Origin of the sequence: Sorangium sp. So ce321, assembly GCF_051530195.1 — a bacterium.
In the GTDB taxonomy this organism is placed as follows: domain Bacteria; phylum Myxococcota_A; class Polyangia; order Polyangiales; family Polyangiaceae; genus Sorangium.
The window spans coordinates 4250116-4272894 of the sequence record NZ_CP150329.1 but is presented as its reverse complement, the minus strand read 5'-3'; the positions used below and the strand labels follow the sequence as shown (position 1 = coordinate 4272894).

The 22779-nt window shown below is 72.1% G+C and carries 17 protein-coding genes; 5 read left to right on the top strand and 12 right to left on the bottom strand.

Features of this window, described 5'->3' with window-relative positions:
* The first annotated feature begins 237 nt into the window (after window positions 1-237).
* The 3 genes from WME89_RS16405 to WME89_RS16395 all read left to right on the top strand — a co-directional run bounded on the left by WME89_RS16405 (window position 238) and on the right by WME89_RS16395 (window position 5586).
* The gene (locus WME89_RS16405; RefSeq protein ID WP_438010084.1) at window positions 238-1761 is read left to right on the top strand and encodes a 3' terminal RNA ribose 2'-O-methyltransferase Hen1; all 1524 of its coding nucleotides are present in this window, start codon (window positions 238-240) and stop codon (window positions 1759-1761) included.
* The gene (locus tag WME89_RS16400) at window positions 1758-4325 is read left to right on the top strand and encodes a polynucleotide kinase-phosphatase (RefSeq protein WP_438010083.1); all 2568 of its coding nucleotides are present in this window, start codon (window positions 1758-1760) and stop codon (window positions 4323-4325) included. The genes WME89_RS16405 and WME89_RS16400 overlap by 4 nt, the downstream gene beginning before the upstream one ends.
* Window positions 4326-4515: 190 nt before the next feature.
* The gene (locus WME89_RS16395; RefSeq protein WP_438010082.1) at window positions 4516-5586 is read left to right on the top strand and encodes a PAS domain-containing protein; all 1071 of its coding nucleotides are present in this window, start codon (window positions 4516-4518) and stop codon (window positions 5584-5586) included.
* A gap of 185 nt (window positions 5587-5771) precedes the next feature.
* Here the strand turns inward: WME89_RS16395 and WME89_RS16390 are convergent, their stop codons facing one another.
* The 10 genes from WME89_RS16390 to WME89_RS16345 all read right to left on the bottom strand — a co-directional run bounded on the left by WME89_RS16390 (window position 5772) and on the right by WME89_RS16345 (window position 19809).
* Window positions 5772-7646 carry a cellulose binding domain-containing protein gene (locus tag WME89_RS16390; RefSeq protein ID WP_438010081.1) on the bottom strand — a complete coding sequence of 625 codons (1875 nt, stop codon included), beginning with the start codon at window positions 7644-7646 and terminating at the stop codon, window positions 5772-5774.
* Between the two features lie 522 nt (window positions 7647-8168).
* The gene (locus tag WME89_RS16385) at window positions 8169-9554 is read right to left on the bottom strand and encodes an MFS transporter (protein WP_438010080.1); all 1386 of its coding nucleotides are present in this window, start codon (window positions 9552-9554) and stop codon (window positions 8169-8171) included.
* A 435-nt stretch (window positions 9555-9989) separates the two neighbouring features.
* Window positions 9990-11387 carry a sigma-54-dependent transcriptional regulator gene (locus WME89_RS16380; RefSeq protein WP_438010079.1) on the bottom strand — a complete coding sequence of 466 codons (1398 nt, stop codon included), beginning with the start codon at window positions 11385-11387 and terminating at the stop codon, window positions 9990-9992.
* On the bottom strand, window positions 11384-14428 hold the full coding sequence (locus WME89_RS16375) for an ATP-binding protein (protein WP_438010078.1): 3045 nt from the start codon (window positions 14426-14428) through the stop codon (window positions 11384-11386). Before WME89_RS16375 ends, WME89_RS16380 begins: the two co-directional genes overlap by 4 nt.
* On the bottom strand, window positions 14425-14697 hold the full coding sequence (locus WME89_RS16370; RefSeq protein WP_438010077.1) for a hypothetical protein: 273 nt from the start codon (window positions 14695-14697) through the stop codon (window positions 14425-14427). The genes WME89_RS16375 and WME89_RS16370 overlap by 4 nt, the downstream gene beginning before the upstream one ends.
* Before the next feature lie 345 nt (window positions 14698-15042).
* Entirely contained in the window at window positions 15043-16005 is a 963-nt protein-coding gene (locus WME89_RS16365; RefSeq protein ID WP_438010076.1) for a macrolide 2'-phosphotransferase, read from the bottom strand.
* Between the two features lie 322 nt (window positions 16006-16327).
* Window positions 16328-17536: a DTW domain-containing protein gene (locus WME89_RS16360; RefSeq protein WP_438010075.1), complete on the bottom strand. Its 1209-nt coding sequence runs from the start codon at window positions 17534-17536 to the stop codon at window positions 16328-16330.
* Between the two features lie 47 nt (window positions 17537-17583).
* Window positions 17584-18039 (bottom strand): cupin domain-containing protein, encoded by a 456-nt coding sequence (locus WME89_RS16355; RefSeq protein ID WP_438010074.1) that lies wholly within the window; start codon window positions 18037-18039, stop codon window positions 17584-17586.
* 285 nt (window positions 18040-18324) lie between these two features.
* Window positions 18325-18627 carry a hypothetical protein gene (locus tag WME89_RS16350; RefSeq protein ID WP_438010073.1) on the bottom strand — a complete coding sequence of 101 codons (303 nt, stop codon included), beginning with the start codon at window positions 18625-18627 and terminating at the stop codon, window positions 18325-18327.
* 57 nt (window positions 18628-18684) lie between these two features.
* On the bottom strand, window positions 18685-19809 hold the full coding sequence (locus tag WME89_RS16345; protein ID WP_438010072.1) for an IS1 family transposase: 1125 nt from the start codon (window positions 19807-19809) through the stop codon (window positions 18685-18687).
* A 345-nt stretch (window positions 19810-20154) separates the two neighbouring features.
* Between WME89_RS16345 and WME89_RS16340 the strand changes: the two genes are divergently transcribed.
* Together WME89_RS16340 and WME89_RS16335 are read left to right on the top strand one after the other, a co-directional pair.
* Window positions 20155-21084 carry a hypothetical protein gene (locus WME89_RS16340; RefSeq protein WP_438010071.1) on the top strand — a complete coding sequence of 310 codons (930 nt, stop codon included), beginning with the start codon at window positions 20155-20157 and terminating at the stop codon, window positions 21082-21084.
* Window positions 21074-21706 (top strand): hypothetical protein, encoded by a 633-nt coding sequence (locus tag WME89_RS16335; protein WP_438010070.1) that lies wholly within the window; start codon window positions 21074-21076, stop codon window positions 21704-21706. The genes WME89_RS16340 and WME89_RS16335 overlap by 11 nt, the downstream gene beginning before the upstream one ends.
* Window positions 21707-21722: 16 nt before the next feature.
* Here WME89_RS16335 and WME89_RS16330 read toward each other — a convergent pair whose 3' ends face one another.
* Both WME89_RS16330 and WME89_RS16325 read right to left on the bottom strand, forming a co-directional pair.
* The gene (locus WME89_RS16330; RefSeq protein ID WP_438010069.1) at window positions 21723-22289 is read right to left on the bottom strand and encodes a sigma-70 family RNA polymerase sigma factor; all 567 of its coding nucleotides are present in this window, start codon (window positions 22287-22289) and stop codon (window positions 21723-21725) included.
* Window positions 22286-22699, bottom strand: coding sequence for a transcriptional regulator (locus WME89_RS16325; protein WP_438010068.1), 414 nt, complete (start codon window positions 22697-22699; stop codon window positions 22286-22288). Before WME89_RS16325 ends, WME89_RS16330 begins: the two co-directional genes overlap by 4 nt.
* Between the last annotated feature and the right edge of the window lie 80 nt (window positions 22700-22779).

Sequence of the window (22779 nt, the reverse complement as noted above, 5' to 3'; positions counted from 1 at the left end):
CGAACGCCAGCTAGCCTTTATCCTTCGCTGTCAAGAGCCCTCGTCGGGTCGAGCGCCGGCGCGGGAGCGCCCTCCGCGCGCCACGCTTGACGCGCGCGGCTCGCACGCGATCTCACCCCATCGCCGCTCCACGCACGACGGGTGACTCGCGCTCTGCCGCGCGCGGCGCGCGGCGCGCGGGCGCTGAGCGGCCGAGATTGTCGCCGATTGCCCTGCTCACGTAGACTGTGGCGCCCGATGCTCCTCACGCTCACCACCACGCACCGGCCGGCGACCGACCTCGGCTACTTGCTCGTCAAGAACCCGGCGCACACGCAGTCGTTCTCGCTCTCGTTCGGCAAGGCGCACGTGTTCTATCCCGAGGCCACCGAGGAGCGGTGCACCGCCGCGCTCCTGCTCGACGTCGACCCCGTGGACCTCGTGCGCGGGCGCGGCGCGGGCGAGCCGGGCACGCTCGCGCAGTACGTCAACGACCGGCCCTACGTCGCCTCCTCGTTCCTCTCCGTGGCGATCGCGCAGGTCTTCGGCTCGGCGCTCGGCGGCAAGTGCCGCGACCGGCCGGAGCTCGCCGATGTGCCGCTCCCCCTCACCGCCACCATCGAGGCGCTGCCGTGCCGCGGCGGCGAGGGGCTGCTCCGGCGGCTCTTCGAGCCCCTCGGCTACGAGGTCGCGGCCGAGCGCCTCCCGCTCGACGAGGCGTTCCCGGAGTGGGGCCAGAGCTCTTACCTGCGCGTCTCGCTCGCGAGGACGTGCCGGCTCAGGGAGCTGCTCGCGCACCTCTACGTGCTCGTGCCCGTGCTCGACGACAAGAAGCACTACTACGTGGGCGACGCCGAGGTCGACAACCTCCTCGCCAAGGGCGAGGGCTGGCTGGCGCAGCACCCCGAGCGCGAGGCGATCGCGCTCCGCTACCTCAAGCACAGCCGCCCGCTCTTCCGCGCCGCGCTCGCGCGGCTCGTGGCCGACGAGGACGCGAGCCCCGAGGAGGCCGAGGACGAGAAGGCCGCGCCCGAGGACCGCGCCGAGGCGCGGATGAGCCTCGACGAGGAGCGCCGCTCCGCGGTCGTCGCGGCGCTCCGCCGGGCCGAGGCGCGGAGCGTGCTCGACCTCGGCTGCGGCGAGGGGAAGCTGCTGAAGCGCCTCGTCGACGAGCGCGTGTTCGAGCGCGTCGCCGGGGCGGACGTCTCGATGCGCAGCCTCGAGATCGCGAAGAACCGGCTCCGCCTCGACGACCTGCCCGACAAGCAGAAGCGGCGCATCCAGCTCTTCCAGGCGTCGGTCACCTACCGCGACGCGCGCTTCGCGGGCCACGACGCCGTGACCCTCGTCGAGGTCATCGAGCACGTGGACCTCTCGCGGCTCGGCGCGCTCACGCGCAGCGTCTTCGAGCACGCGCGGCCGCGCGTCGTCGTCGTGACCACGCCGAACGCCGAATACAACGAGCGGTTCGAGGGGCTGCCGCGCGGCGCGCTCCGCCACGGCGACCACCGCTTCGAGTGGACGCGCGCCGAGTTCCACGCCTTCTGCGAGCGGGTCGCGGTAGCGCACGGCTACACGGTCGAGCACCTGCCCATCGGCCCGATGGATCCCTCGCTCGGCGCGCCGACGCAGATGGCGGTCTTCGTGCGCGCAGGCGGCGAGGGCGGCGCGAGCGGCGCTGGCGGCACGGGTGGCGCGAACGGCGCTGCCGGCACGGGCGGCGCTGCCAGCACGGGAGGCGAGGACGGCGCCGGGGCGCGGGGCGAGGAGGTGCCGGCGTGAGCGAGCACAAGCCCCTCGCCGTCCCCGACCTCTCGCTCGTCGTGCTCGTCGGCGCGTCCGGCTCCGGCAAGAGCACCTTCGCGAGGGCGCACTTCAAGCCGACCGAGATCCTCTCGTCCGACCACTACCGCGGGGTCGTTTCCGACGACGAGAACGACCAGGCCGCGAGCGCGGACGCGTTCGAGGTCCTGCGCTTCATCGCGGGCAAGCGGCTCGCGGCCGGGCGGCTCACCGTCGTCGACGCGACCAACGTGCAGGCGGACGCGCGCCGGCCGCTCGTCGCGCTCGCGCGCGAGCACCACGTGCTGCCGGTGGCCATCGTGCTCGACCTGCCCGAGAAGCTCTGCCACGCGCGCAACGCCGACCGGCCGGACCGGCAGTTCGGCCCCCACGTGGTGCGGGGCCAGAGCCGCGAGCTGCGCCGCTCGCTGCGGGACCTCCGGCGCGAGGGCTTCCGCTACGTCCACGTGCTCTCCTCGCCCGAGGAGGTCGCGGCGGCCACGATCGAGCGGCAGCGCCTGTGGACCGACCGCCGCGACGACCACGGGCCGTTCGACATCATCGGCGACGTCCACGGCTGCTTCGACGAGCTCGTCGAGCTGCTCGACGCGCTCGGCTACCGCCTGGAGGGCCTGCCGGACGCGCCGCGGGCCGCGCACCCCGAGGGCCGCCGCGCGCTCTTCCTCGGCGACCTCGTGGACCGCGGGCCGCGCTCGCCCGACGTGCTGCGCCTCGCGATGGCGATGGTCGAGGCGGGGACGGCGCTGTGCGTGCCGGGCAACCACGACGTGAAGCTCCTGAAGAAGCTGCGCGGCCGCGACGTGAAGCCGACCCACGGCCTGGAGCTGACGCTCGCGCAGCTCGAGGTGGAGACGGACGAGTTCAAGGCGAAGGCGGCGGACTTCATCGACGGGCTCGTCAGCCACTACGTGCTCGACGAAGGCAACCTCGCTGTCGCGCACGCGGGGGTGAAGCAGGCGTTCCAGGGCCGCGGCTCGGGGGCGGTGCGCGAGTTCTGCCTGTACGGCGAGACGACGGGCGAGACCGACGAGTACGGCCTGCCCGTGCGGTACAACTGGGCCTCGGAGTACCGCGGCAAGGCGATGGTCGTCTACGGCCACACGCCGACGACGGTGGCCGAGTGGGAGAACCGCACGATCTGCATCGACACGGGGTGCGTGTTCGGCGGCGCGCTCACGGCGCTGCGCTACCCGGAGCGCGAGCTCGTCGAGGTCAAGGCGCGCCGCGTCTACTACGAGCCGCAGAAGCCGCTCGCGCCGCTCGCGAGCGAGCCGAGGGCCGCATCGCGCGGGCAGGCCGGCGACGTGCTCGACATCGACGACATCCGGGGCCGGCGCGCGATCCGGACGCGGGTGCACGGCATGGTGACGATCCGCGAGGAGAACGCGGCGGCGGCGCTCGAGGCGATGAGCCGCTTCGCCGTGGACCCGCGGTGGCTCATCTACCTGCCGCCGACGATGTCGCCGAGCGAGACGGCGAAGGACGGCGGCCTGCTCGAGCACCCGCGCGAGGCGTTCGCGTACTTCCGGCAGAACGGCGTGGGCCGCGTCGTGTGCGAGGAGAAGCACATGGGGTCGCGCGCGGTGCTGGTCGTGTGCCGCGACGAGGCCGCGCGGCAGCGGCGGTTCCGCCTCGACGAGGGGCCGCTCGGCGTGTGCGTCACGCGCACCGGCAGGCCGTTCTTCGCGGACGAGGCGCGGAGCCGGGAGCTCATCGACCGCGTGCGCGCGGCGCTCGACCGCGCGGACCTGTGGACCGAGCTCCGCACGGACTGGGTCTGCCTCGACGCGGAGCTCCTGCCCTGGTCGGCGAAGGCGCAGGATCTCCTGCGCGGGCAGTACGCGGCCGTGGGCGCCTCCGGCCGCGCGTCGCTCGACGCGGCGGTGCGGGCGCTCGGGATGGCGGCCGCGCGGGACGAGAGCGCGCGGCCGCTGCTCGATCGCCACGCGGCGCGGAAGGCGGCGATGGATGGGTACGTGGCGGCCTACCGGCGCTACTGCTGGCCGGTGCGCTCGCTCGCGGACATCCGGCTCGCGCCGTTCCACCTGCTCGCGAGCGAGGGCGCTGTGCACGCAGCGCGGGATCACGGCTTCCACCTGCGGCAGCTCGCGCGCCTCTGCGAGGTCGATCCGGCGCTCTTCGTCCCGACCCCGCACCGCATTGTCGACCTCTCGGACCCGCAGAGCGAGGCCGCGGCGGTGGACTTCTGGACGGAGCTGGTCGAGCGCGGCGGCGAGGGGATGGTGGTCAAGTCGTGGGAGTGGGTCGTCCGCGGCCCGCGCGGGCTCGTCCAGCCGGCGATCAAGTGCCGCGGGCCGGAGTACCTGCGCATCATCTACGGCCCGGAGTACCTGATGCCGCAGCACCTCGCGCGGCTCAGGAACCGCAGCGTCTCGTCGAAGCGCGCGCTCGCGCTGCGGGAGTACGCGCTCGGCCTGGAGGCGCTCCACCGCTTCGTCGAGGGCGAGCCGCTCTACCGGGTGCACGAGTGCGTGTTCGGCGTGCTCGCGCTGGAGAGCGAGCCGATCGATCCGCGGCTGTGAACGGGGCGGGAGAGAGCGAAGAGCGCGCGCGAAGAGGTGATGTCGCCGACAGCCGCCCTGCCGGGCGGGCCGCCTCTTCAGGGGCGGAATTCCGAGCGAGGGTATTCGCTGTCTGCGGCGTCACATCAGCTCTGCGATGGGCGACGAGGGTGGCTGTCTATCTCGGGGCATCTGGTATGGTCCCGCGGCCATGCAGCTCGACGATGCGACGGTCAGCTCGCTGCGGCGGGAGAACGAAAATCTGCGCCGGCGCCTCGCCGAGACGGAGCGGCGCCTCGCGGCGCGCGAGGCCACGGCTCTCGCGGCGGAAGCCCAGGCAGGCGGGCGCCCCGCCGCGCCGGTGAGCCCGGGCCCGGGCGGCGGGGCGGAGCGGGCGGGCGGCCAGGCGGAGCGGGCGGATGGCCGGGCGAAGCGGGCGAGCGGCCAGGCGGAGCGGGCGGATGGCCGGGCGAAGCGGGCGAGCGGCGAGGCGGAGCTCGACGGCGGGGGGATGCTGAGCGCCATCCTCGACAACGCGCCGATGTACATCTACGCGAAGGACCGTGAGGGGCGATACCTCCTCTTCAACCGCCGCTGCCAGGAGATCGCGGGGTGCTCGTTCGAGGACGTCCGGGGGAAGACGGACTACGAGCTGAACCCCCGCGAGGTCGCGGACGCGTATTCTCAGGCCGATCGCGAGGTGCTCGCGACGGGCAAGCCGATGAGCGTCGAGGAGGCGGTCCCGACCGGCGCCGGGACGCTGCACGTGCTCTCGGTCAAGTTCCCGATCATGGACGCGGCGGGGCGCGTCGCCGGGGTCTGCGGGATCAGCACCGACGTCACCGAGCAGCGGAGAGCGGAGCAGGAGAATCAGCGTCTCCAGCAGGAGATGCTCCGCATGCAGGAGTCGATGCTGCGCGTCCTCTCGACGCCGCTCATCCCCATCGCCCGCGGCGTGCTCGTCATGCCGCTCGTCGGCGACGTCGACGGGCGGCGCGCGGAGCAGGTCCTCGAGGCGCTCCTGGAGGGCGTCTCCTCGAGCAGCGCGCGCGTCGCGATCCTCGACGTCACGGGGGTGCCGAGCGTCGGCCCCGAGGTGGCCGACGGGCTCGTGCGGGTGGCGCGGGCCGTGGGCCTGCTCGGCGCGGAGGTGGTGCTGACCGGGATCCAGCCCCGCATGGCGCGGGCGCTCGTCGAGATGGGAGAGGGGCTGAGCGGGCTGATCACGCGGAGCACGCTGGAGAGCGGGATCGCGTACGCGATGGGGCGGATCGGGCGGTGAGGCCGCCGTGGCCAGACGTCTGGCTGTCCGTGGCCAGACGTCTGGCTGTCCGTGGCCAGACGTCTGGCTGTCCGTGGCCAGACGTCTGGCTGTCCGTGGCCAGACGTCTGGCTGTCCGTGGCCAGACGTCTGGCCGTCGCGCTCCGCGGGGAGGCCGAGGCCTGACGCGCCGCGCCCGGCGAGCCTCAGGGCACCGGCATCTCGAACGCGACAGCGTAGTTCGGCTGCGCGACCCGCGTCATCGACCCCACGAAGGGATCCGAGTCGCGGAGCTGGCCCGAGCGCCACGTGCGGCCGGCGAACGCCGTGCCGTCGCTGGTCATGGCGTAGCCGACATAGAGTCCCGACGTGGGGAGATCGCTGCCGCACGTGATGCGCACCGTGTCGCCGGAGATCTCGACCGAGGTGATCCGGATCCGGGAGCTCCCCGTGCGGACCTCGAAGCCGCGCCCCTGGGCCCACTCGGTGAGCGCGCCCTGGTGGGGCGCGGGCAGCGAGCTGTCCCAGGCGAGCGGCGGCACGGGCACGTGGAAGCGCACCGTGATCACGCGGCCGCTGCGCTCGACGCGGGTCGGCTCCAGCGGCCGCCAGTCGCGGCCTTGCACGACCTTCTCGTGGTAGATCTGCCCGAGCTTCTCGCCGAGCCGCTCGTAGCCGTCCGTCGTCATGTGGAGGTTGTCGCTCGCGTACGGATACTGGTACTTCGGCCCGGAGCAGATGATCTCGCCCGGGCGATCGACGCCGGCCTGCCACTGCGCGAGCGTCGCGGCCGACCGCTGGTTCGAGCCGCTCGGATACGCGTGCTGCTGCGACACGAACATCGGGATCGCCTGGGTCTGCCCCGTCAGCGGCTTGAGATCGCTGTTGTAGTCGCGCCAGAGCTGGATGAGGTCGTTCTTGTAGGTCGAGCTGCCGGCGTCGGACTCTCCGTGGGTGATCACGATCGCCCCGACGCCGTACGTCTTGCCCTGCGCGCTGGCGAGGCGGGTGATCGCGCCGGCCTCGAACAGCGACGCCGCGTAGGCCCGCCCCGTGGTGCCGGTGTCGGAGGCGCCCTTCTTGATGACCGACATGGCCTGTCCGCTCTCGCCGACGACCGTGTGTACGCTGATGAGATCGCCGCCCGTCGCGGCCTGCGCCAGCGTCGTGATCTGGTCGCCCATGGCCGTGTGCGGCGACTCGCCATAGATGTTGCGCGGATACGCGCTCGGGTAGCCGGTGGCCATCGAGCGGATGGGCTCGACCAGCGGCACCATGGAGAGCGACCTGTTGTTCGTGTCCCACGGGGGCACGCTGGCGCTGCCCAGCGAGAGCTTGAGGTTGTGGTAGCGCTGGGTGGTCGCCCTGACCGGCGTGGCCTGCGCTCCGACGGAGAGGCTCTGACCCGTGCCGATGATCCCGGACCAGGTCCAGGCAGGGCCCGTCGTTCCCCCGCCGCCCCCGCCGCCGCCCCCGCCGCCGCCACCAGCGCCGCCGCCGCCCGCGCCGCCTGCCCCGCCCGCGCCGCCTGCCCCGCCCGCGCCAGAGCTGGCCGAGGAGCTGCTGCTGGAGCTGCTCGAAGCGCTGCTGGAGCTGCTCGAAGCGCTGCTGGAGCTGCTCGAAGCGCTGCTGGAGCTCGAGGTCGACGTGGAGCTGCCGGTCCCGCTGCCGTTGACCGACGTGAGCGCAGGCCTCCCGGCGCCGTTCGCGCAGAAGCCCCAGCTCGTCGACGCGCCCGCGTTCAGCGAGCCGTTGTAGGTCTCGTTGACCGCGCTCAGCTGTCCGCCCGACGGCGTGACCCGCGCGCCCCACGCGTTGCTCATCGTGGAGCCGTTGAGCGCGACGACCATCCCCCAGGCCGTGGTCAGGCTGGTGCTCGTGTTCTTCACGGTCACGTTCGCGCAGTACCCCGTCGACCACTGCGACTGCAACGTGAGCTCCGCCGACATCGTCCCGTCGCCGCTGCTCAGCTCGTTCTCCAGCGACACGATCTCTTCGTCGTCGGAAGGCGCTCCGCTGCAGGCGATGAGGCCGCAAGCGATCGAGACCGAGCAGTAGCTCAGTAAGCGGGTAAGACGCATGAAGTTTCTCCTTGAAGCGAAAAGTTAAGCCGCGTGTCCTCGCGGCGAGGCGCTCAAGCCACCGCGCAGAGGATGAAGCGCGTGACACGGTGGGCTCAGGCTGTATTCCCGGCCAGCGGACCTCCGATCACGACGCATGCTGAATCGAACAGGCGTCGATCCATCAGCAAGGTAAAGAATCAAGGGGGATTGTCGCTGGATGTAATCAACATCCCCATCGTGCGCGCGTGAAGGCGGGAGGCGTCGAGGTCAGACGGAGAGTGGCAGACGGACTGAGCGTGTTCGCCTGTCCGGCCATGTGCTTGCTCCAGGGCGGAGCCAGCTCAAGAGTTGGATTGTGTTCGATGCCCGGGGCCGGCATCGCGCAAGGCGCGCAGCGCGAAGTTAGCCGCGCGCTCGCCCTGGCCCGTAAACGGACGCGCGCTCCCTCGGCAGTCCCGGGGGAGCGCGCTCTGATCCAGCTGGCCTGGAGCGGCGGCCCGTGGAGCCGCCGCGATCGACGAGGGGTCGCCCCCCCGGCCGTCAAGCGGCGCGGTCGATCTCGTCCCAGAGGCGCACGTCGCTGCGCTCCTTCAGGAAGATGCCGCCGACGACCACGGTGATGAGCGCCACCGTGATGGGGTAGAGCAGGCCGGCGTAGATGTTGCCGGTCGCGACGGTCACCGAGGAGGCGATGAGCGGCAAGAGCCCGCCGAACACGCCGTTGCCGATGTGGTACGGGATCGACAGCGACGTGTAGCGCACCTTCGCGGGGAAGGCCTCGACGAGGTAGGCCGCGATCGGGCCGTAGACCATCGTGACGAAGAGCACGAGCACGAGCACGAGCGCGGTGAGCGCGACCGGGCTGTCCGCGTTCTGCTTCATCGCCCAGAACACCGGGAAGAACCCGATCGCGCCGCACAGGTTGCCCGCGAGCATGATCTTCTTGCGGCCGATGCGATCCGAGAGCGCGCCGAAGAACACGAAGAACGGCATGCCGAGGGCGAGCGCGGCGGCGACGATGACCGTGGCCGTGATGAAGGGGACCTTCAGCGTGTTCTGCAGGAAGTAGAGGGCGTAGAACTGCCCCGTGTACCAGACAACGCCCTGGCCCGCCGTGGCGCCGAACAGGGCGATCAGGATGACCTTCCAGTTGCGCTTGTTGCCGAGGCTGTCCTTGATGGGGGCGGCCGACGTCTTCCCCTGCGCCTTGAGCTTGGCGAAGATCGGCGACTCCTTGAGGCGGGTACGCACGTAGAAGGACACGGCGACGAGGAGGACCGAGAGGAGGAACGGGACGCGCCAGCCCCACTCCTTGAAGTCCTCCTCGCCGATGGCGAGGCGGGTCCCGAGGATCACCGCCAGCGAGACGAACAGGCCGAGCGTCGCCGTGATCTGGATGAACGAGGTGTAGAAGCCGCGCTTCTCGTCGGGCGCGTGCTCGGCGACGTACACCGCCGCGCCGCCGTACTCGCCGCCGAGCGCGAGGCCCTGCACGAGGCGGATCAGGACGAGCGCGATCGGGGCGGCGATGCCGATGGTGTCGTACGTCGGCAGGAAGCCGATGACCGCCGTCGCTCCGCCCATGAGCAGCAGCGTCACGAGGAACGCGTACTTCCGGCCCACGATGTCGCCGACACGCCCGAACACGAGCGCGCCGAACGGGCGCACGACGAAGCCGGTGGCGAAGGTGCCCAGCGTCAGCAGGAAGCCCGCTGTCGGGTTGTCCTTCGGGAAGAAATGGGTGGAGATGATCGCGGCGAGGCTCCCGAAGATATAGAAATCGTACCACTCGATCATCGTGCCGCCCGCGGACGCGAAGATGACCTTCCAGAGAGTGGAGCTGCTGACGACCTCACGCGCGCCCTCGCTGTCGTGGGCGCGGATGCCGGGGGTCACGGCAAGGCTTTCGGGAGACGACTGTGCCATGGGAGGGATTCCTCGATGTAAGGAGTTGCAGCGCTTGTCGAGCAGCTCGATGCAGGCCTCTGGCCGGCGTCGAGCCGTGGAGAAGGAGCTACGGTGTCTTTCATCGTCCCTCCTCCCGCGCGGCGGCGTCGCAGCCGCGGCGCGCCAGGAGCGAGGGCCGGGCAGCGCGCGAGCGCGCGCTGACGCTGAGTGATACCAAGTCCCCCGGCTCGCCGCGTGCTGAACTCCATCATCCGAATACCACGCGAGGAGCCGGGAGAATACCCGTTCCGTCGTCGGGGTAGCACGTAGGCGGCCTCGTCCGGAGATGCCGCGTTACGATCGGTAACACCAGGCGGCGAGTCGCGGGCACCGCCGAACGGTAGACGAACGGCAGGCCTCCTCGCCTCGCCGTCCCGGCCCGGGCGCGCGCACCTCGCGCAGCGCCCCGCCGGCTCAGGAGCGCGGCCGGGGTATCCCGAGCCGCTGCCGGCGCTCCCACAGGGCCTTGCGGCTGATGCCGAGGCGGCGGGCGAGCTCGGTCTCGGTCAGCTCGTGCTGATGCTCGAGGACGAAGCGGCGGAAATAGCCCTCGAGGGAGTCGGACGACGGGACTCCGTCGAGCACGGCCGCGGGCGGAGCGGGCGCTGGCGGCGACAGCGGGGCGTCGAGCCCGAGCTGGGCCACGCCGATCTCGCTGCCCCCGGCGAGGACCATGGCGCGGTGGACCGTGTTCTCCAGCTCCCGGACGTTGCCCGGCCAGGGCGCCGCCGCGATGGCGGCGCGCGCCTCCGGCGACAGCGTGAAGGGCGCCCGGCCCGTCGCCAGCGCGCGCCGCTCGAGCAGCGACCCCGCGAGGCGCACCGCGTCGCCGGGGCGCTCGCGCAGCGGCGGCAGCTGGATCTCGAGGACCCGCAGCCGGAGGTGGAGATCGCTCCGGAACGACCGCTCGCGCACCATGGCCGTGAGATCCCGGCTCGTCGTGGCGATGAGCCGGACGTCGACGGGCCGGGCGCGCGCCGAGCCCACGCGACGCACCTCGCCGGTCTGCAGAAAGCGGAGGAGCCGCGCCTGGACCGCCGCCGGCAGCTCGCCGATCTCGTCGAGCAGGAGCGTGCCGCCCTCCGCCGCCTCGCACAGCCCGGCGCGCGCCGAGAGCGCGCCGGGGAAGGCGCCGCGCTCGTACCCGAACAGCTCGGCCTCGATCAGCCCCTCGGGGATGGCCGCGCAGTGGACCGGGACGAACGGGAGCTGCCGCCGCGGGCTCAGCCGGTGCACGGCGCGGGCGAGCGTCTCCTTGCCGGTGCCGCTCTCGCCGAGCACCAGCAGCGTCGCCTCGCTCGGCGCTACCCTGCGCACCCGCGCGAACACCTCCCGCATGGCCGCCGAGCCGCCGATCATGCCCTCGAGCTCGTCGTCCGCTGGCGCGGGCAGCGCGGGCGGCGCCGCGCGCGGCGCGATGTCCGCTGACGCTGGCGGCGCGGGCGGCGCGGGCGGCGCGCGCCGCGCGGCGGCGAGGTGGTGGTCGACGAGGGCGAGGAGCTCGGCGTGGTCGAACGGCTTCGACAGGTAATCCGCGGCGCCGCGCTTCACCGCGTCGACGGCCGCCTTCACCGTGGCGTAGCTCGTCATCAGCACGACAGGCGCGTCGCCGCACCGGCCGACGAGCTCCGTGCCAGGCGCGCCGGGCAGGCGCACGTCGGCCACCACCAGATCGAACGCGCAGAGGTCGTGCTCCGCCTCGGCCTCGGCGATCGACCCCGCCTCGACGACGGCGTGCCCGTGGCGCTCGAGCAGCCGCCGGAGCTCCGCCCGGATGACGACCTCGTCCTCGACCAGCAGGATCCGGCTCATGGCTCCGCCTCGGCCCCGCGCCGCGCCGCGCCCGCGAGCGGGAGCCGGACGATGACCGTCGTCCCCTGCCCCACCGCGCTCCGCAGCGAGAGCGTCCCGCCGTGATCCTGGACGATCGAGCGCGACAGCGGCAGGCCGAGCCCCGTGCCGCTCGGGTCGCGCTTCGTCGTCACGAACGGCTCGAGCACCTCGGCGAGGAGCTCCTCCGGGATGCCGCTGCCGTGGTCCTCGACCTCGACGACGATCTGGCCCGCCTCGATCCGCCCCCGGACGGCGACCGTCGCGCCGGCCTCGGAGGCGTCGCGGGCGTTCGCGAGCAGGTTGACGAAGACCTGCACGAGCTCGCGCCGGTCGCCGATGACGACGAGCGACTCCGGGCAGGCCTGCTCCACCTGGACGCGCGGCGCCGCGCGGTCGAACCGGATCAGCCGCTCGGCCTCGGCGATCACCTCGGCGATCGGCACGCGCCCGACCCGCGCCCGCGGGATCTCGCCGGGCGACGGCACGGCGCCGGTGCGGCTGTGGTCGAGCAGCGATCGCAGGATGGCCTCGATGCGCGCCGCCTCGCCGAGGATGAGGCCCGCCCGCGCGCGGAGCTCGTCGCTCTCGGCCTCGGCCCGGAGGTTCTGCGCGAGGCAGGCGATGCCGGTGAGCGGGTTGCCGACCTCGTGCGCCACGCCCGCGGCGAGGCGGCCGAGCTGCGCGAGGCGATCGCGGTGGGCGAGCTGCCGCTCGAGCGCGCGCTGCTCGGTGCGGTCCTCCACGAGCAGGACCACGCCCCCCGAGGCGGCCCGCGCGTCGAGCGGGTCGAGCGCGGCGCGGTGCACGCGCAGCGCGCGCACGCGCCCCGCGACGCGCGCCTCGATCTCCTCGGCGCCCGCGGCGGCCTCTCCGGCGGCGGCCGCGCTGGCGGCGCGGGCGAACAGCTCCGCGAACGGGGCCGGCAGCCGGTCGAGCAGCGCCCCGACGAGGTCGCGCTCCTCGGCGCCGACGAGCGCCTCGAAGCGCCGGTTCACGAGGCTGATCGCGCCGTCGGCCCCCACGGCGCAGACCCCGAGCGGGAGCTGCGCGAGCACCGAGCGGAGCCACCGCCGCAGAAGGTCGAGCTCCCTCGCCGCCCCGACGAGCGTGGTCTCGCCCCGCGCGAGGCGCCGCTCCAGCCACCGGAGCTCCTCGGTGAGCGCGCCGCTCGCCTCTCGACGCGGCGCCGCGGCGGGGGCGTGGGCCTCCTCCGCGGCCGTCCTCGCGAGCACCGGACCGACGAGCGGCGACAGGTTGCGGTGCAGGCGCTCCTGGAGCGCGTGGAGCTCCGTCGGCCGCGTCTCGTCGCGCGGGATGTCGAGCTCGATCCGCGCGCGCGTCACCTCGATGCCGGCCGCCTCGCGGCCGAGGAGGCGCGCGAGCCGCTCCTCCAGCGCGCCCACGCTCGCGGGCACCGTCGCGCGCTCCACCGACGGGCCGATCTCGCGGCGCGTGCACAGGCGCGCCGCCTCGCGCTCCTCCTTGGCCGGCGGGCGCAGGAGCGAGACGAGCCCGAGCGTCGCGCCGTTGACGGCGAGGGACGCGAACGTCGGCAGCGACCAGGTGTCGAGCGCCCTCGCGCTCATGGCGCGCGCCGCGTGCGCCGCGGGGTCCGCGGGGTCGAGGCCCGCGCGCAGGAGCTCGAGCCACGCCGGATCGAGCCCGGTCATCTCGGGCAGGAGCGGCGCGAGGCACGTGGCCGTCCAGGTCGCGATGCCGGCCGCGAGCCCGGCGATGAACCCGGCGCGCGTCGCGCGCTCCCAGAAGAGCGCGGCGAAGAGCCCCGGCAGGAACTGCGCGAACGCGACGAACGACACGATGCCGCTCTCGACGAGCAGCCCGCGGTGCTGCTGCGCGCGGTGGAAGAGCCACCCGCCGACGAGGATGGCGGTCAGGAGGCCGCGCCGGAGCCAGAGCACGCGCGCGTAGACGTTGCGGCGCAGGGTCCTGCGGGCGAGCGGCAGGAGCAGGTGCGTCGCGCTGTCGCTCGCGAGGGCGACGGCCGTGACCATGGCCATGGCGCTCGCCGCGGAGATGCCGCCGATGAAGGCGGCGAGCGCGAGCCAGCCGTGGCCGAGCAGCTGCGGCACGAGCAGCACGTAGCTGTCGGCCGGCTCCGCCGGGGCGAGGCGGGTCCCGGCCCAGAGGACGGGCAGCACGGGCAGGTTGAGCGCGAGCAGGAACAGCGGGAAGGCCCAGGCCGCCCTGGCGAGGGCGCGGTCCCCGGCGCCGCTGGCGAAGGCCATGTGCCACTGCCGCGGCAGCAGGAAGGCCGCGGCGAAGCTGATGACGAGCATCGAGGTCCAGCCGCTGTCCTCCCGCACGGGGCGGCCGAGCGCCTCGACGTCGGCGGCGTGATCGCGGAGCCAGCCCGCGAGCCCGCCCGCCCCGCCGAACACCCCGAGCACGGCGAGCAGGCCCACGGCCGCGAGCACGGCGAGCTTCGCGGCCGACTCGAACGCGACCGCCGCCGCGAGGCCGTCTTCTCGCCTCTGCCCGGCGGAGGGGCGGGCGCCGAAGAAGGCCGTGAAGAGGGCGAGCAGCACGCAGAAGATGGCGCCGACGGCCTCCTCGTGCCCCGGCCCCGAGAGCACGCGGACCGACTGCTCGGTCGCGCGGAACTGCTGCGCGATGTAGGGGACGCTGGCGACGAGGGAGAAGGCGGCGGTGAGCGCCCCCGCGGCGGGGCTCTGGAACCGGAACGCGAGCAGGTCGGCGAGCGAGGAGAGGCGCTGCTCGCGCGTGATGTGGAGGACGCGCGACCAGAGGAGCGGCGTGGCGATGCACGCGAGCGTCGGGCCCAGGTAGACCGCGAGGAAGACGAGCCCGTGGCGCTGCGCGAAGCCGACGCCGCCGTAGTACGTCCACGACGAGGCGTAGACGCCGAGCGAGAGGGCGAAGACGAGCGGGTGCCGCGCGAGGGCGCGGGGGATCCACGCGCGCTGCGCGGCGAGCGCGAGCGCGGCGAGCACGCCGAGCCAGGCCACCGTGGCGAACAGGAGGACGCCGACGTCGATCACGGCGGGAGCTCTCGGTCGGCGCGGCCGCCGTCGCCGCGGGCGGCATCGCCGCGGTCGGGCGTGGCGCGATCGACGTCGGCGCGGTCGGAGCGCGTCGCGAGCGCGGCGAACACGATCAGCGCGAGCCACACCGCGAAGACGGCCACCACCGCGAGCAGGCCGCGGGCCCAGAGCAGGCGCGCCGGCGACACGAGGAGGACCGTGCCCAGCAGCATGAGCACGAGCGCGCGATCCGCCGCGCCGACGTCCGCGCCGTGTCCTCCGCTCATGACAGGAGGCTACCCAGGGCCGCAGCGGCTGAATACGCGTGGCCGCACAACGCAATGCGTCATGACGTGGTCGGCGGATCGCGACGTGGGCCGCCGGTCCCGCGGGCGGGGGCGGAGCGCGACGTGGGTCGCCGAGCAGGCGAGCGGGGGGCGGAGCGCGACGTGGGTCGCCGGTCCAGCGGGCGGGGGCGGATCGCAACGTGGGTCGCCGGTCCAGCGGGCGGGGGCGGATCGCAACGTGGGTCGCCGAGCCGGCGAGCGGGGGGCGATCCCCAAGCCCGCGCTCGGCCGTGCCCTCGGCGCGCGCGACGCCCGTGATGCGATGGGCGTCGCGCGCGCCGGCGGTCAGCCGCCCTCGGCCGCGATCCCGGCGAGCATGCTGCGCGCGTGCTCGATGACGCCCTCGTTGCTCGTGTCGACGCCCCACTTCGCCGCCAGCGAGGGCCACGCCGCCCAGCGCTCGGCGGCGTGGGCCGCGAGGCCGGGCCACGTGGCGCCGCCGGCCGCCTCGAAGCGCCCGATGAGCTCGTCGAGCACCCCCTTGCCGAAGGCGCCGGCGAAGAGCGAGAAGTCGTTCGCGGGGTCGCCGAGGTGGGCCTCGGTCCAGTCGAGGATCCCGGTGAGCCGACCGCCCTCGGCGACGAGCATGTGCCCGGGGTGGAGGTCGCCGTGCACCAGGGCCAGGTGGCGCGGCCAGATGGCGTCGTTCGCGAGCCAGCGCTGCCAGCGCGCCCACAGCGCGTCCGGCGGCGCCAGCACGGCGCGCGTCTCGTCCATGGCGCGCGCGACGGTCTGGCGCTCGTCGCCGATCGACTTCACGGGGACGCCCGCCGCCTCGGCCTCCGCCGCGTCGATGCGCTGCAGCGCCGCCAGGGCCTCCGCCATCGACGCGATGAACGCCGCCGAGGGCGCCGCCGGATCGACGCGGTTCCAGCGCACCCCCGCCTCGGGATCGACGGTCACCGCGGGCACGTCGCCGAGCCGCGGATAGGCGATCACCTCGTCGGTGTGCACGCGCCAGTCGGGCACGGCCACCGGCAGGTGCTTGCGCACGAGGGCCAGCACGCGCGCCTCCACGCGGGCCGACTCGACCACCGCGCGCCGGCGCGGCGTGCGCACGACCCACGGCACGCCTTCCTCGTCGTGGGCGTGCACGACGAGGAAGTCGAGCCCGCTCTGGTCGAAGTCGGCGTGGGACGTGGTGAGCCGGAGCCCCGCGCGGCGCGCCGCATCGAGGAGCGCGCCGGCGGACTCGATCGGCGCGAAGGAAGAAGGACCCGTGGACGAGGTTTCGTTGCGTTCGGTCATGATGCGAGCCTCTTCGCGCGCCGCCGTCAGGGCAGCGCGCGTGGCTGGGGGGAAGACTCGCGGCGCGAGCTCACGACCGACCCGACGTGCGTGGCGTGCTCCCTCCAGGCTGCCGGGCGTGAGTCGACGCACCCCGGTCTTCCACGTTTCGAGGGAACTCGAGACAACGAGGGAAGACGGAGCACGGACAGGCACCCGCGCGCTCGCCACGTATCCCCGGCAGGGCCGAGGTCTACACGGAGGGCGAGGATGCCGAGCTCAGCGGAACCGGATGGACTTCACGGCCGGAGGGTCTCATGCAGCGCCCCGCGCCGCAACCTCCTCATTCGGCCGCGATGTCGAGGAGGCGCGCGAGGACGACCTCGAGCCAGCCCAGCGTGCGCCCGGCGCGCCCGCTCCCGCGCGGCGCCGGGTCCCCGGCCAGGAGCGCCTGCGCCCCGCTGGCGATGCCGCCGGGCCGCCGCCGCAGGTGCCGCGCGCAGAGGTAGCGCAGGTCGAGGGACGGCGGCCGCCAGGGGCCCTCCTGCGCGAGCAGGTCGACCGTGAACGAGCCCCAGGCGCCGAGCACGCTGTCGTGGCCAACGAACGCGCGGAAACGGGCCAGGGCCGCGCCCGCTTCCTCGCCGTCGAGCAGGCGACGCTCGGGCACCTCGAGCTGGTGCGCGACGCTGGGGCCCAGCGGCCGCCGGGGGCGGAGGAAGGCCTCGAAGCGCTCGCCCGACGGGCGGCAGGCGACGAGGTGCACGAGCTCGGACCGGGGCCCGGCCGCGCCCGCCTCCGCTGGCCCCTCGGCGCCGGCTACCGGTGGCCCCTCGGCGCCGGCTACCAGTGGCCCCTCGGCGCCGGCCCCCGCCGGCCACCCGGAGTTGGCCCCGCCGTCGACGAGCACCACCCTCGAGGGCGCCGCGAGGTAGGGGCGCAGCGGCGACAGCGGCGAGATGGCCTGCGCGCGCCGCCGCCGTCGCGGGGCGTCGCTCGTCGCCTGGTACGCGATCTGCCGGTCGACCATGAACTCGAAGGCCCGCAGCATCGCGTCGAAGCGCGCGGGCTCTTCCTCGAGCGCGGCCAGCGCGCTGGCCACGGCCTCGACCGTGGCGAGGCACTCGGGCCGCGGCTCCTTGCGGATGCGGTAGTTGCCCGGCGCCCGCGGCGTCACGCCGATGCGGCGCACCGAGGCCAGGCGCGGGTTCAGCGCGAGCATCTTCCTCGCCTGCCACCACGTGCCGTCGACCACGATGAGCGACCGCACTGGCGGGCCGCCCGCCGGGTCGGCGTCGCCCCCGGGGAAGAGCACGGCGGTCGTCGGATCGCTGGCGAGCGCGATGATCCGCGCGTCCTCCTCGAAGATCACCCCCTCGTGCAGCTCGGAGTTGGGCAGCGACAGGTGCGTCATGCGCGCGGTGCCGATGCCCACCCGCCGCTCGCGCGGGTGCTGGAGGAGCACGACCCGGGTCCGCGTCGGCAGCGAGGGCAGGAGCGCGCAATAACAGACCGGACGGGGGCGCCGGCAGCGCCAGCAGACGTCGCGCATGGGCGAACCCTAGGCCGCGCTGGCCGGGAGATCCACGTGGGCAGGCCTCACTTGGCTCCGTAGGGTGTCCCGTCCTTGTGGACGTAGCCGTCGGGCAGGGCTCGCAGGTCGATGTCGGGGTACTCGGCCACATCGTTCGGGGGGTTCGTTCCCACCTCGAGCACGACGGCCTCTCGGTCCGAGCGGTTCTGCAGGTGGTGAGCGTCGGGATCCCCCGCGCGAAACCCGGCGCAGTCCCCCGCGCGCAGCACCTCTTCGCCCGCGTCCGTGACCAGCACCACCTCGCCTTCCAGCACCATGACGAACTCTTCGCTCGCGTGATGCCAGTGCCGCTGGCTCGACCACTGGCCGGGGGGCAGGCGCAGCATGTTGACGCCGAGCTGCTTCAATCCCGCCGCCATGCCGAGCCGCAAGCGCTTCCGCTCGCGGCACTGGGCGTCATACGGCGGTGGATACGCGGTGCCAACGCGGACAGGGGCCTGAGCCAGGTCGATCTTCTTCATCTTGTGCAAATACCCTTCTGCGCCAGAGGTGCGCAGCCTACCGAGGTCGCGCGCTCGGTGCCAGTCGTGTGCTCGGTGCCAGAGGAGGGCTCCGATCAGGCAGAATTTCGATTCTCCCGGCAGGTTCGCGGCAGGTGGTGGGGTACTTACCCCACTCTACTTGAAACGACCCCACTCTTGTGGGCGCAAACAACCCCACTATTCCGCCGTCGGGTCGGCGGGCGGAGCAAGAGCTGGGGAGGCATCCACTTGGGGGGGGAGGCCGCAGTGCTTGTGCCTGATCGCCTACGGCCTTGCCGGCTCCAACTTGCCGTCCTGCATCACGCCGATCTCAGCAAGGGGCTTCTCCACCGGCTTGTAGATACGGACGCGTGCCTCAACGCCGGGAAACCGCTCGCGGACCTTTTCCGCGATCTTTACCGACGTTTCTTGGGGCTTCGTTACGTTCCTGACCTCGCCCTCGGCGACCAACCCATGACGGCCTTGCCTGACCACCACATCGCCGACGCCGCCCGCCTCGCAGGCTTCTATCAGTGCAGCATGGTCGGTTCCAACTACGTCCACGCGAACGTTGTGCCAAATGCTCATGGCGCAGCGCTTACCACGCCGATGCCCGGTGCGCCGGTCCACGCACCCAAGCCGCTGCTATTCGCCCCATTCGCCGAACAGGCTGAGCTGCACCGGCTTCCGGGGCTTCGGGCGCCAGGAGAGCAGATCGAGCTGGCCGGTCGGCTCGACGGGGTCGGGGGCGGGGGCGCTCGGGGTCGCAGCGATGGGCACGGGAGCGGGCGGAGGTGGAACAGGAGCAGCGGGTGGGCTCGGCGCGGCGCCGCCCTGGACCACGCGCAGGAAGCCCCTGCCGCCGGGCAGCTCGCGCGCGGTGCCCTCTGGCGTGCGCGGGGCGAGCGGCTTCGCGCTCGGCGCTGGCGTCTCGGGCACGGAGAGCAGCGCGTCGAGCAACTCCGGGAGCTCCCAGATGTGGTTCGTCACCCCGGCCGCCATCGCGGGCGTGACGCGCGTCGTCTTCACGATCAGGCACAGGTTGTAGTGCGTCAGACCGAGCGAGACAGCCGCCCGATGGTGCTCCGGGTCTTTGCTGAAGGCCAAGACCAGGCGCCTCATGCGTCCGATGTGGTGCCGCAAGGTGGCGTTGTTCCGCTCGACGTGCGCGGTCGTCGCGGCGTCGATGTTCGGAGCGCCGAACACCACGCGCCGGGTCAGGAACGGGTTGCGGGGCGGCTCGTAGCGGTGGTCGTCGTCCCGCTGGCCGCCGCGCGAGAACTGCTTGATGACCTGGCCGTAGTCGACGCCAGGACCGAAGCTTGCGCCGATCGCGCCCGGGTAGGCGGCGAAGCCGTCGGAGGTGATCGACGGCATCACGACGAGCCGCGAGCGGAGATCCTTGATGAACGCGTCGGCGCTCGTCTCGTCGCGCTTGCCGACGTGCCACGTCACGACGTAGCGGCTCGGCATCGCGAGCGCGGTGAACGTGTACGCCTCACCGAGGCCGGCCGCGTGCTCCGCGGGCGTCACGCGCGACTGCTTCTTCTTCACGAAGGACCAGACTTCATCGCTCTCGATGAGCGAGAGCGAGAGATCGCGCGCCATCGTGTTGTGGAGGCTCTGCGCGGCGACGCCGACGCGGAGCGCGAAGCGGCGGATCGTCTTCCGCTCGACGCCGGTCATGCGCTCGGCTGCGCGCTCGCTGTTGCCGTCCACCAAGGCCGCGAGCACGGCAAGCTGCCGCTCGCGTGGGAGCACGTTCGCCACGGGACCCTTGCCTTCCCCCGTAGGTGGCCGCATGCTCGCGGTGCGATGCGCGTTCGGCGGGCCACCGCCGGATGTTTCGCAGCCCCGTCTCGGGTTCCAGCCGAGGCGGGGCGCTTTCGTCTAGGGTCCTTCGATTATAGCGTTTTTGCCGAGGAAAACCGCTCGGAAGGGCTCGGGGTAGATGCCGACAGGACGGGGTATGTCCTAGCTCTGCGACGCCGCACCTGTACCGCATGGCGGTACGACGCAGACCGTCGTCCGCTTGCGTCTCCCGCGGTGTCCCCTGGTAACCTGGGCGCCGCATGGCCGACGTACGGCGCGGCTGGCGACAGCGAGGATACAACGGTGACCGATGACACGTTCAATTTCTACTTGTACCGTATAACGGTACATCCATCGACGCAGCTCGATCTTTTCAACTTCCGGGAGACCAGCGACCGTACAGAACTGCTGCGCCGCACAATCGAGGCCCAGCCTGATGCAGCGGCGAACGACGACACCAGATGGTTTCTTACGAAGCCTTCAGTCGTGGACAGCAACGGGTATCACCTGAGACTGGGGCGACGCGTGCGAGTTGTTTTAACGGCGATGGATACTGCTGGGCAGTTCCACGATCGCGAGGACAGCACGGTCCTCAACACGCACGTGTTCATCGATGTTCAGTTTCAGGTCAGTGCCATCGCCTTCAAGTCTCAGCTGTCTCCGACGGTCAAAGGTCTCGGTAACAGCCTGGCGACGGCGCTGAATCGCTCGGAGACCGCCGGCAAGCTGAAGGTAGAGTTCGAGGTGGCTCCGATGAAGGAGCCAGGGTCCTTCCTGCGCAAGATACGTAGCGCATATCGCGTCACTAACCTGTCGGTGACAACAAGACGCCCTAACCCATGGGACGCTTCCAACTTTTACAGAAGCGTCGCCGAGTCGTTGGAAGACATGGGCGGCCGCGAGGCTGAAATCAAGTGGAAAGGTGAGATGACACCTAACAGCGTCATGGAGGAAGCTGTTAGCGAGGCTGCGGCGCTAGGACGGGACGCGACCGCATTTTTGCGAGAGAGCCCGGAGTCAAAGAAGGTCACGCGTCATACCCTGGCAGACGAGCACATTTCACTCGGCCAGCGCATTGACAACACGATCGAGAATGGTAAAAAGCTTCTAAATGTGGCCAGGTTATTCTATAAGGACATCCGATCTGGAGGGAAGACCATTCAGGAAGTGAGGACCGTCGCCGATCAGGAGAAAATAGTTGTGAAGGTTGGCGTGAGCAGCGATGAGCGATAGTAAGCTTTCGCGAGAGCTGCGCATTCAGAAGGCGCAGGCGGAACTGATCGCAAGAAACTCGTTCTGGCCATGGTTCTGGTCGTCCGGAGCCAGAACGTTCCGCGACAGGTGGCTCGTTGTTCATGGTGCTATCGGCGTACTGCTGGCCCTTGCGATCCCAGGTAGGCTATCGGATGCGGCTGTGCCTTCTAGCGTCCCGTTCGTTGCCATACTAGTGGGACTTGCAGTCGCATGGTCTGGGAACGCTGGTGCTCTGCTGCAGACAGCGGAACTCCAGAAAGCTGGAGCCGGGGAAGACGGCAGCTACGAGAGCTTCAGGATGTGGGCGCTGCAATATCAGGCCGCAGTGCTCGTGATTCTAGCGTGCACCACAGCGTGGGCACTGGCTGCAGCTGGCCTCTTCAACAATGCATTGGTGGCATGGGCGCCCGCATGGGCCCGCGTGGTGGGCAGAGCGCTCCTGTTCGGCTTCTCGTGCCTTACCGTGCGCGAGTGCTGGCAGGTTGTTGGCGCAGTTCAGATGAAGCTGCTTGGGCAACTTGAGATTAGGCAGGCGCAAGAGCGGGCTCGCAGGGCGAGACAGGTGGATGATGCTAAACGTCTGCCGGAGAAAACGCAGTAGGCCACCGTCCAGCATCCTATGCTCGGCGCCGCCACCTCCGGAGCCGCAGGGCGAGCGCCTCCCGCGCGATGCGAAGCCTGGACGCCGCGGTGCTCGGGTTCATCCGGCGCCGCTTGGCGTACGCGACGAGCGACTCCGGGTCATCGACGGAGAGCAACGCCTCCAGCTGCCAGGGCGGGAGCTCGGTCATGGCGTCCAGTACCTCGCGCGCCTCGATCTGGGCGTGCAAGTCGATGCCGACGGGCTCGCGCAGCAACCCGAGCGGCGACGGGTGGAGCACGGCGCGGCGCACGTACGCGCTGTGGACGTAGTGCGAGGCGAGGCGCCACGCGATGCCGTGAAGCCACTTGCGGAGCGCGTCCCTAGGCTTGTCCCGCGGGTCTGGTCTGTAGAGCCCACGGCGGACGGCGTTCCAGACGTTGAGCAACACCTCGGCCTCCACGTCGCGGCGATCGCGCTTCGGGATGCCGGCGAGCGTCGCCAGGACGATGCCGCGCTCCGCGAGGATCGCCTCCATCGTCGGCTTCTTCCTGGGGTGTCGCGCGGTCGGCTGGCTCTTCGCCCCCTTCCGCCGGGGCTTCACCCAGACCTCCCGCAGTGGGCGCAGCGGCTGGCGTCCACCACGCCGGGCGACAAGAGGCGCTCGACGCTCGTCCCAGCGACGCGTGCGGTGAGCAGCACCAGCGCGGGCGATCCGCGCTCGGCACCGCAGGCGACGCGGTACAGCGTGCGGGTGTTGACGCCGCCCATCGCGGCGCTGACGTCGCGCCAGGTGCCCAGGCGAGCCTTGATGCCGCGCAGGGCGGCGGGCAGCCGTCGCGTCTCGTCAGGGGCGAGAGAGAGGGAGGGGCTTCGGCGGTATGGGCGGCGCGCGGGCGCACCGCTCCCTTGCCCGATCTCGGGCGGGATCAGGTATAACTGCATTTGTTCGGCTCCGTGTGAGCGGATGTCGGACCACGCAGCCCGGACGATTGCCGTCGTCGCGGGCTGCACTTCTTCCGGCCGAACCTACCCGCTCACGCGAGCCGCGGAGTCAAATGACCCCACTTTCGGTCAAATGACCCCACTACCTC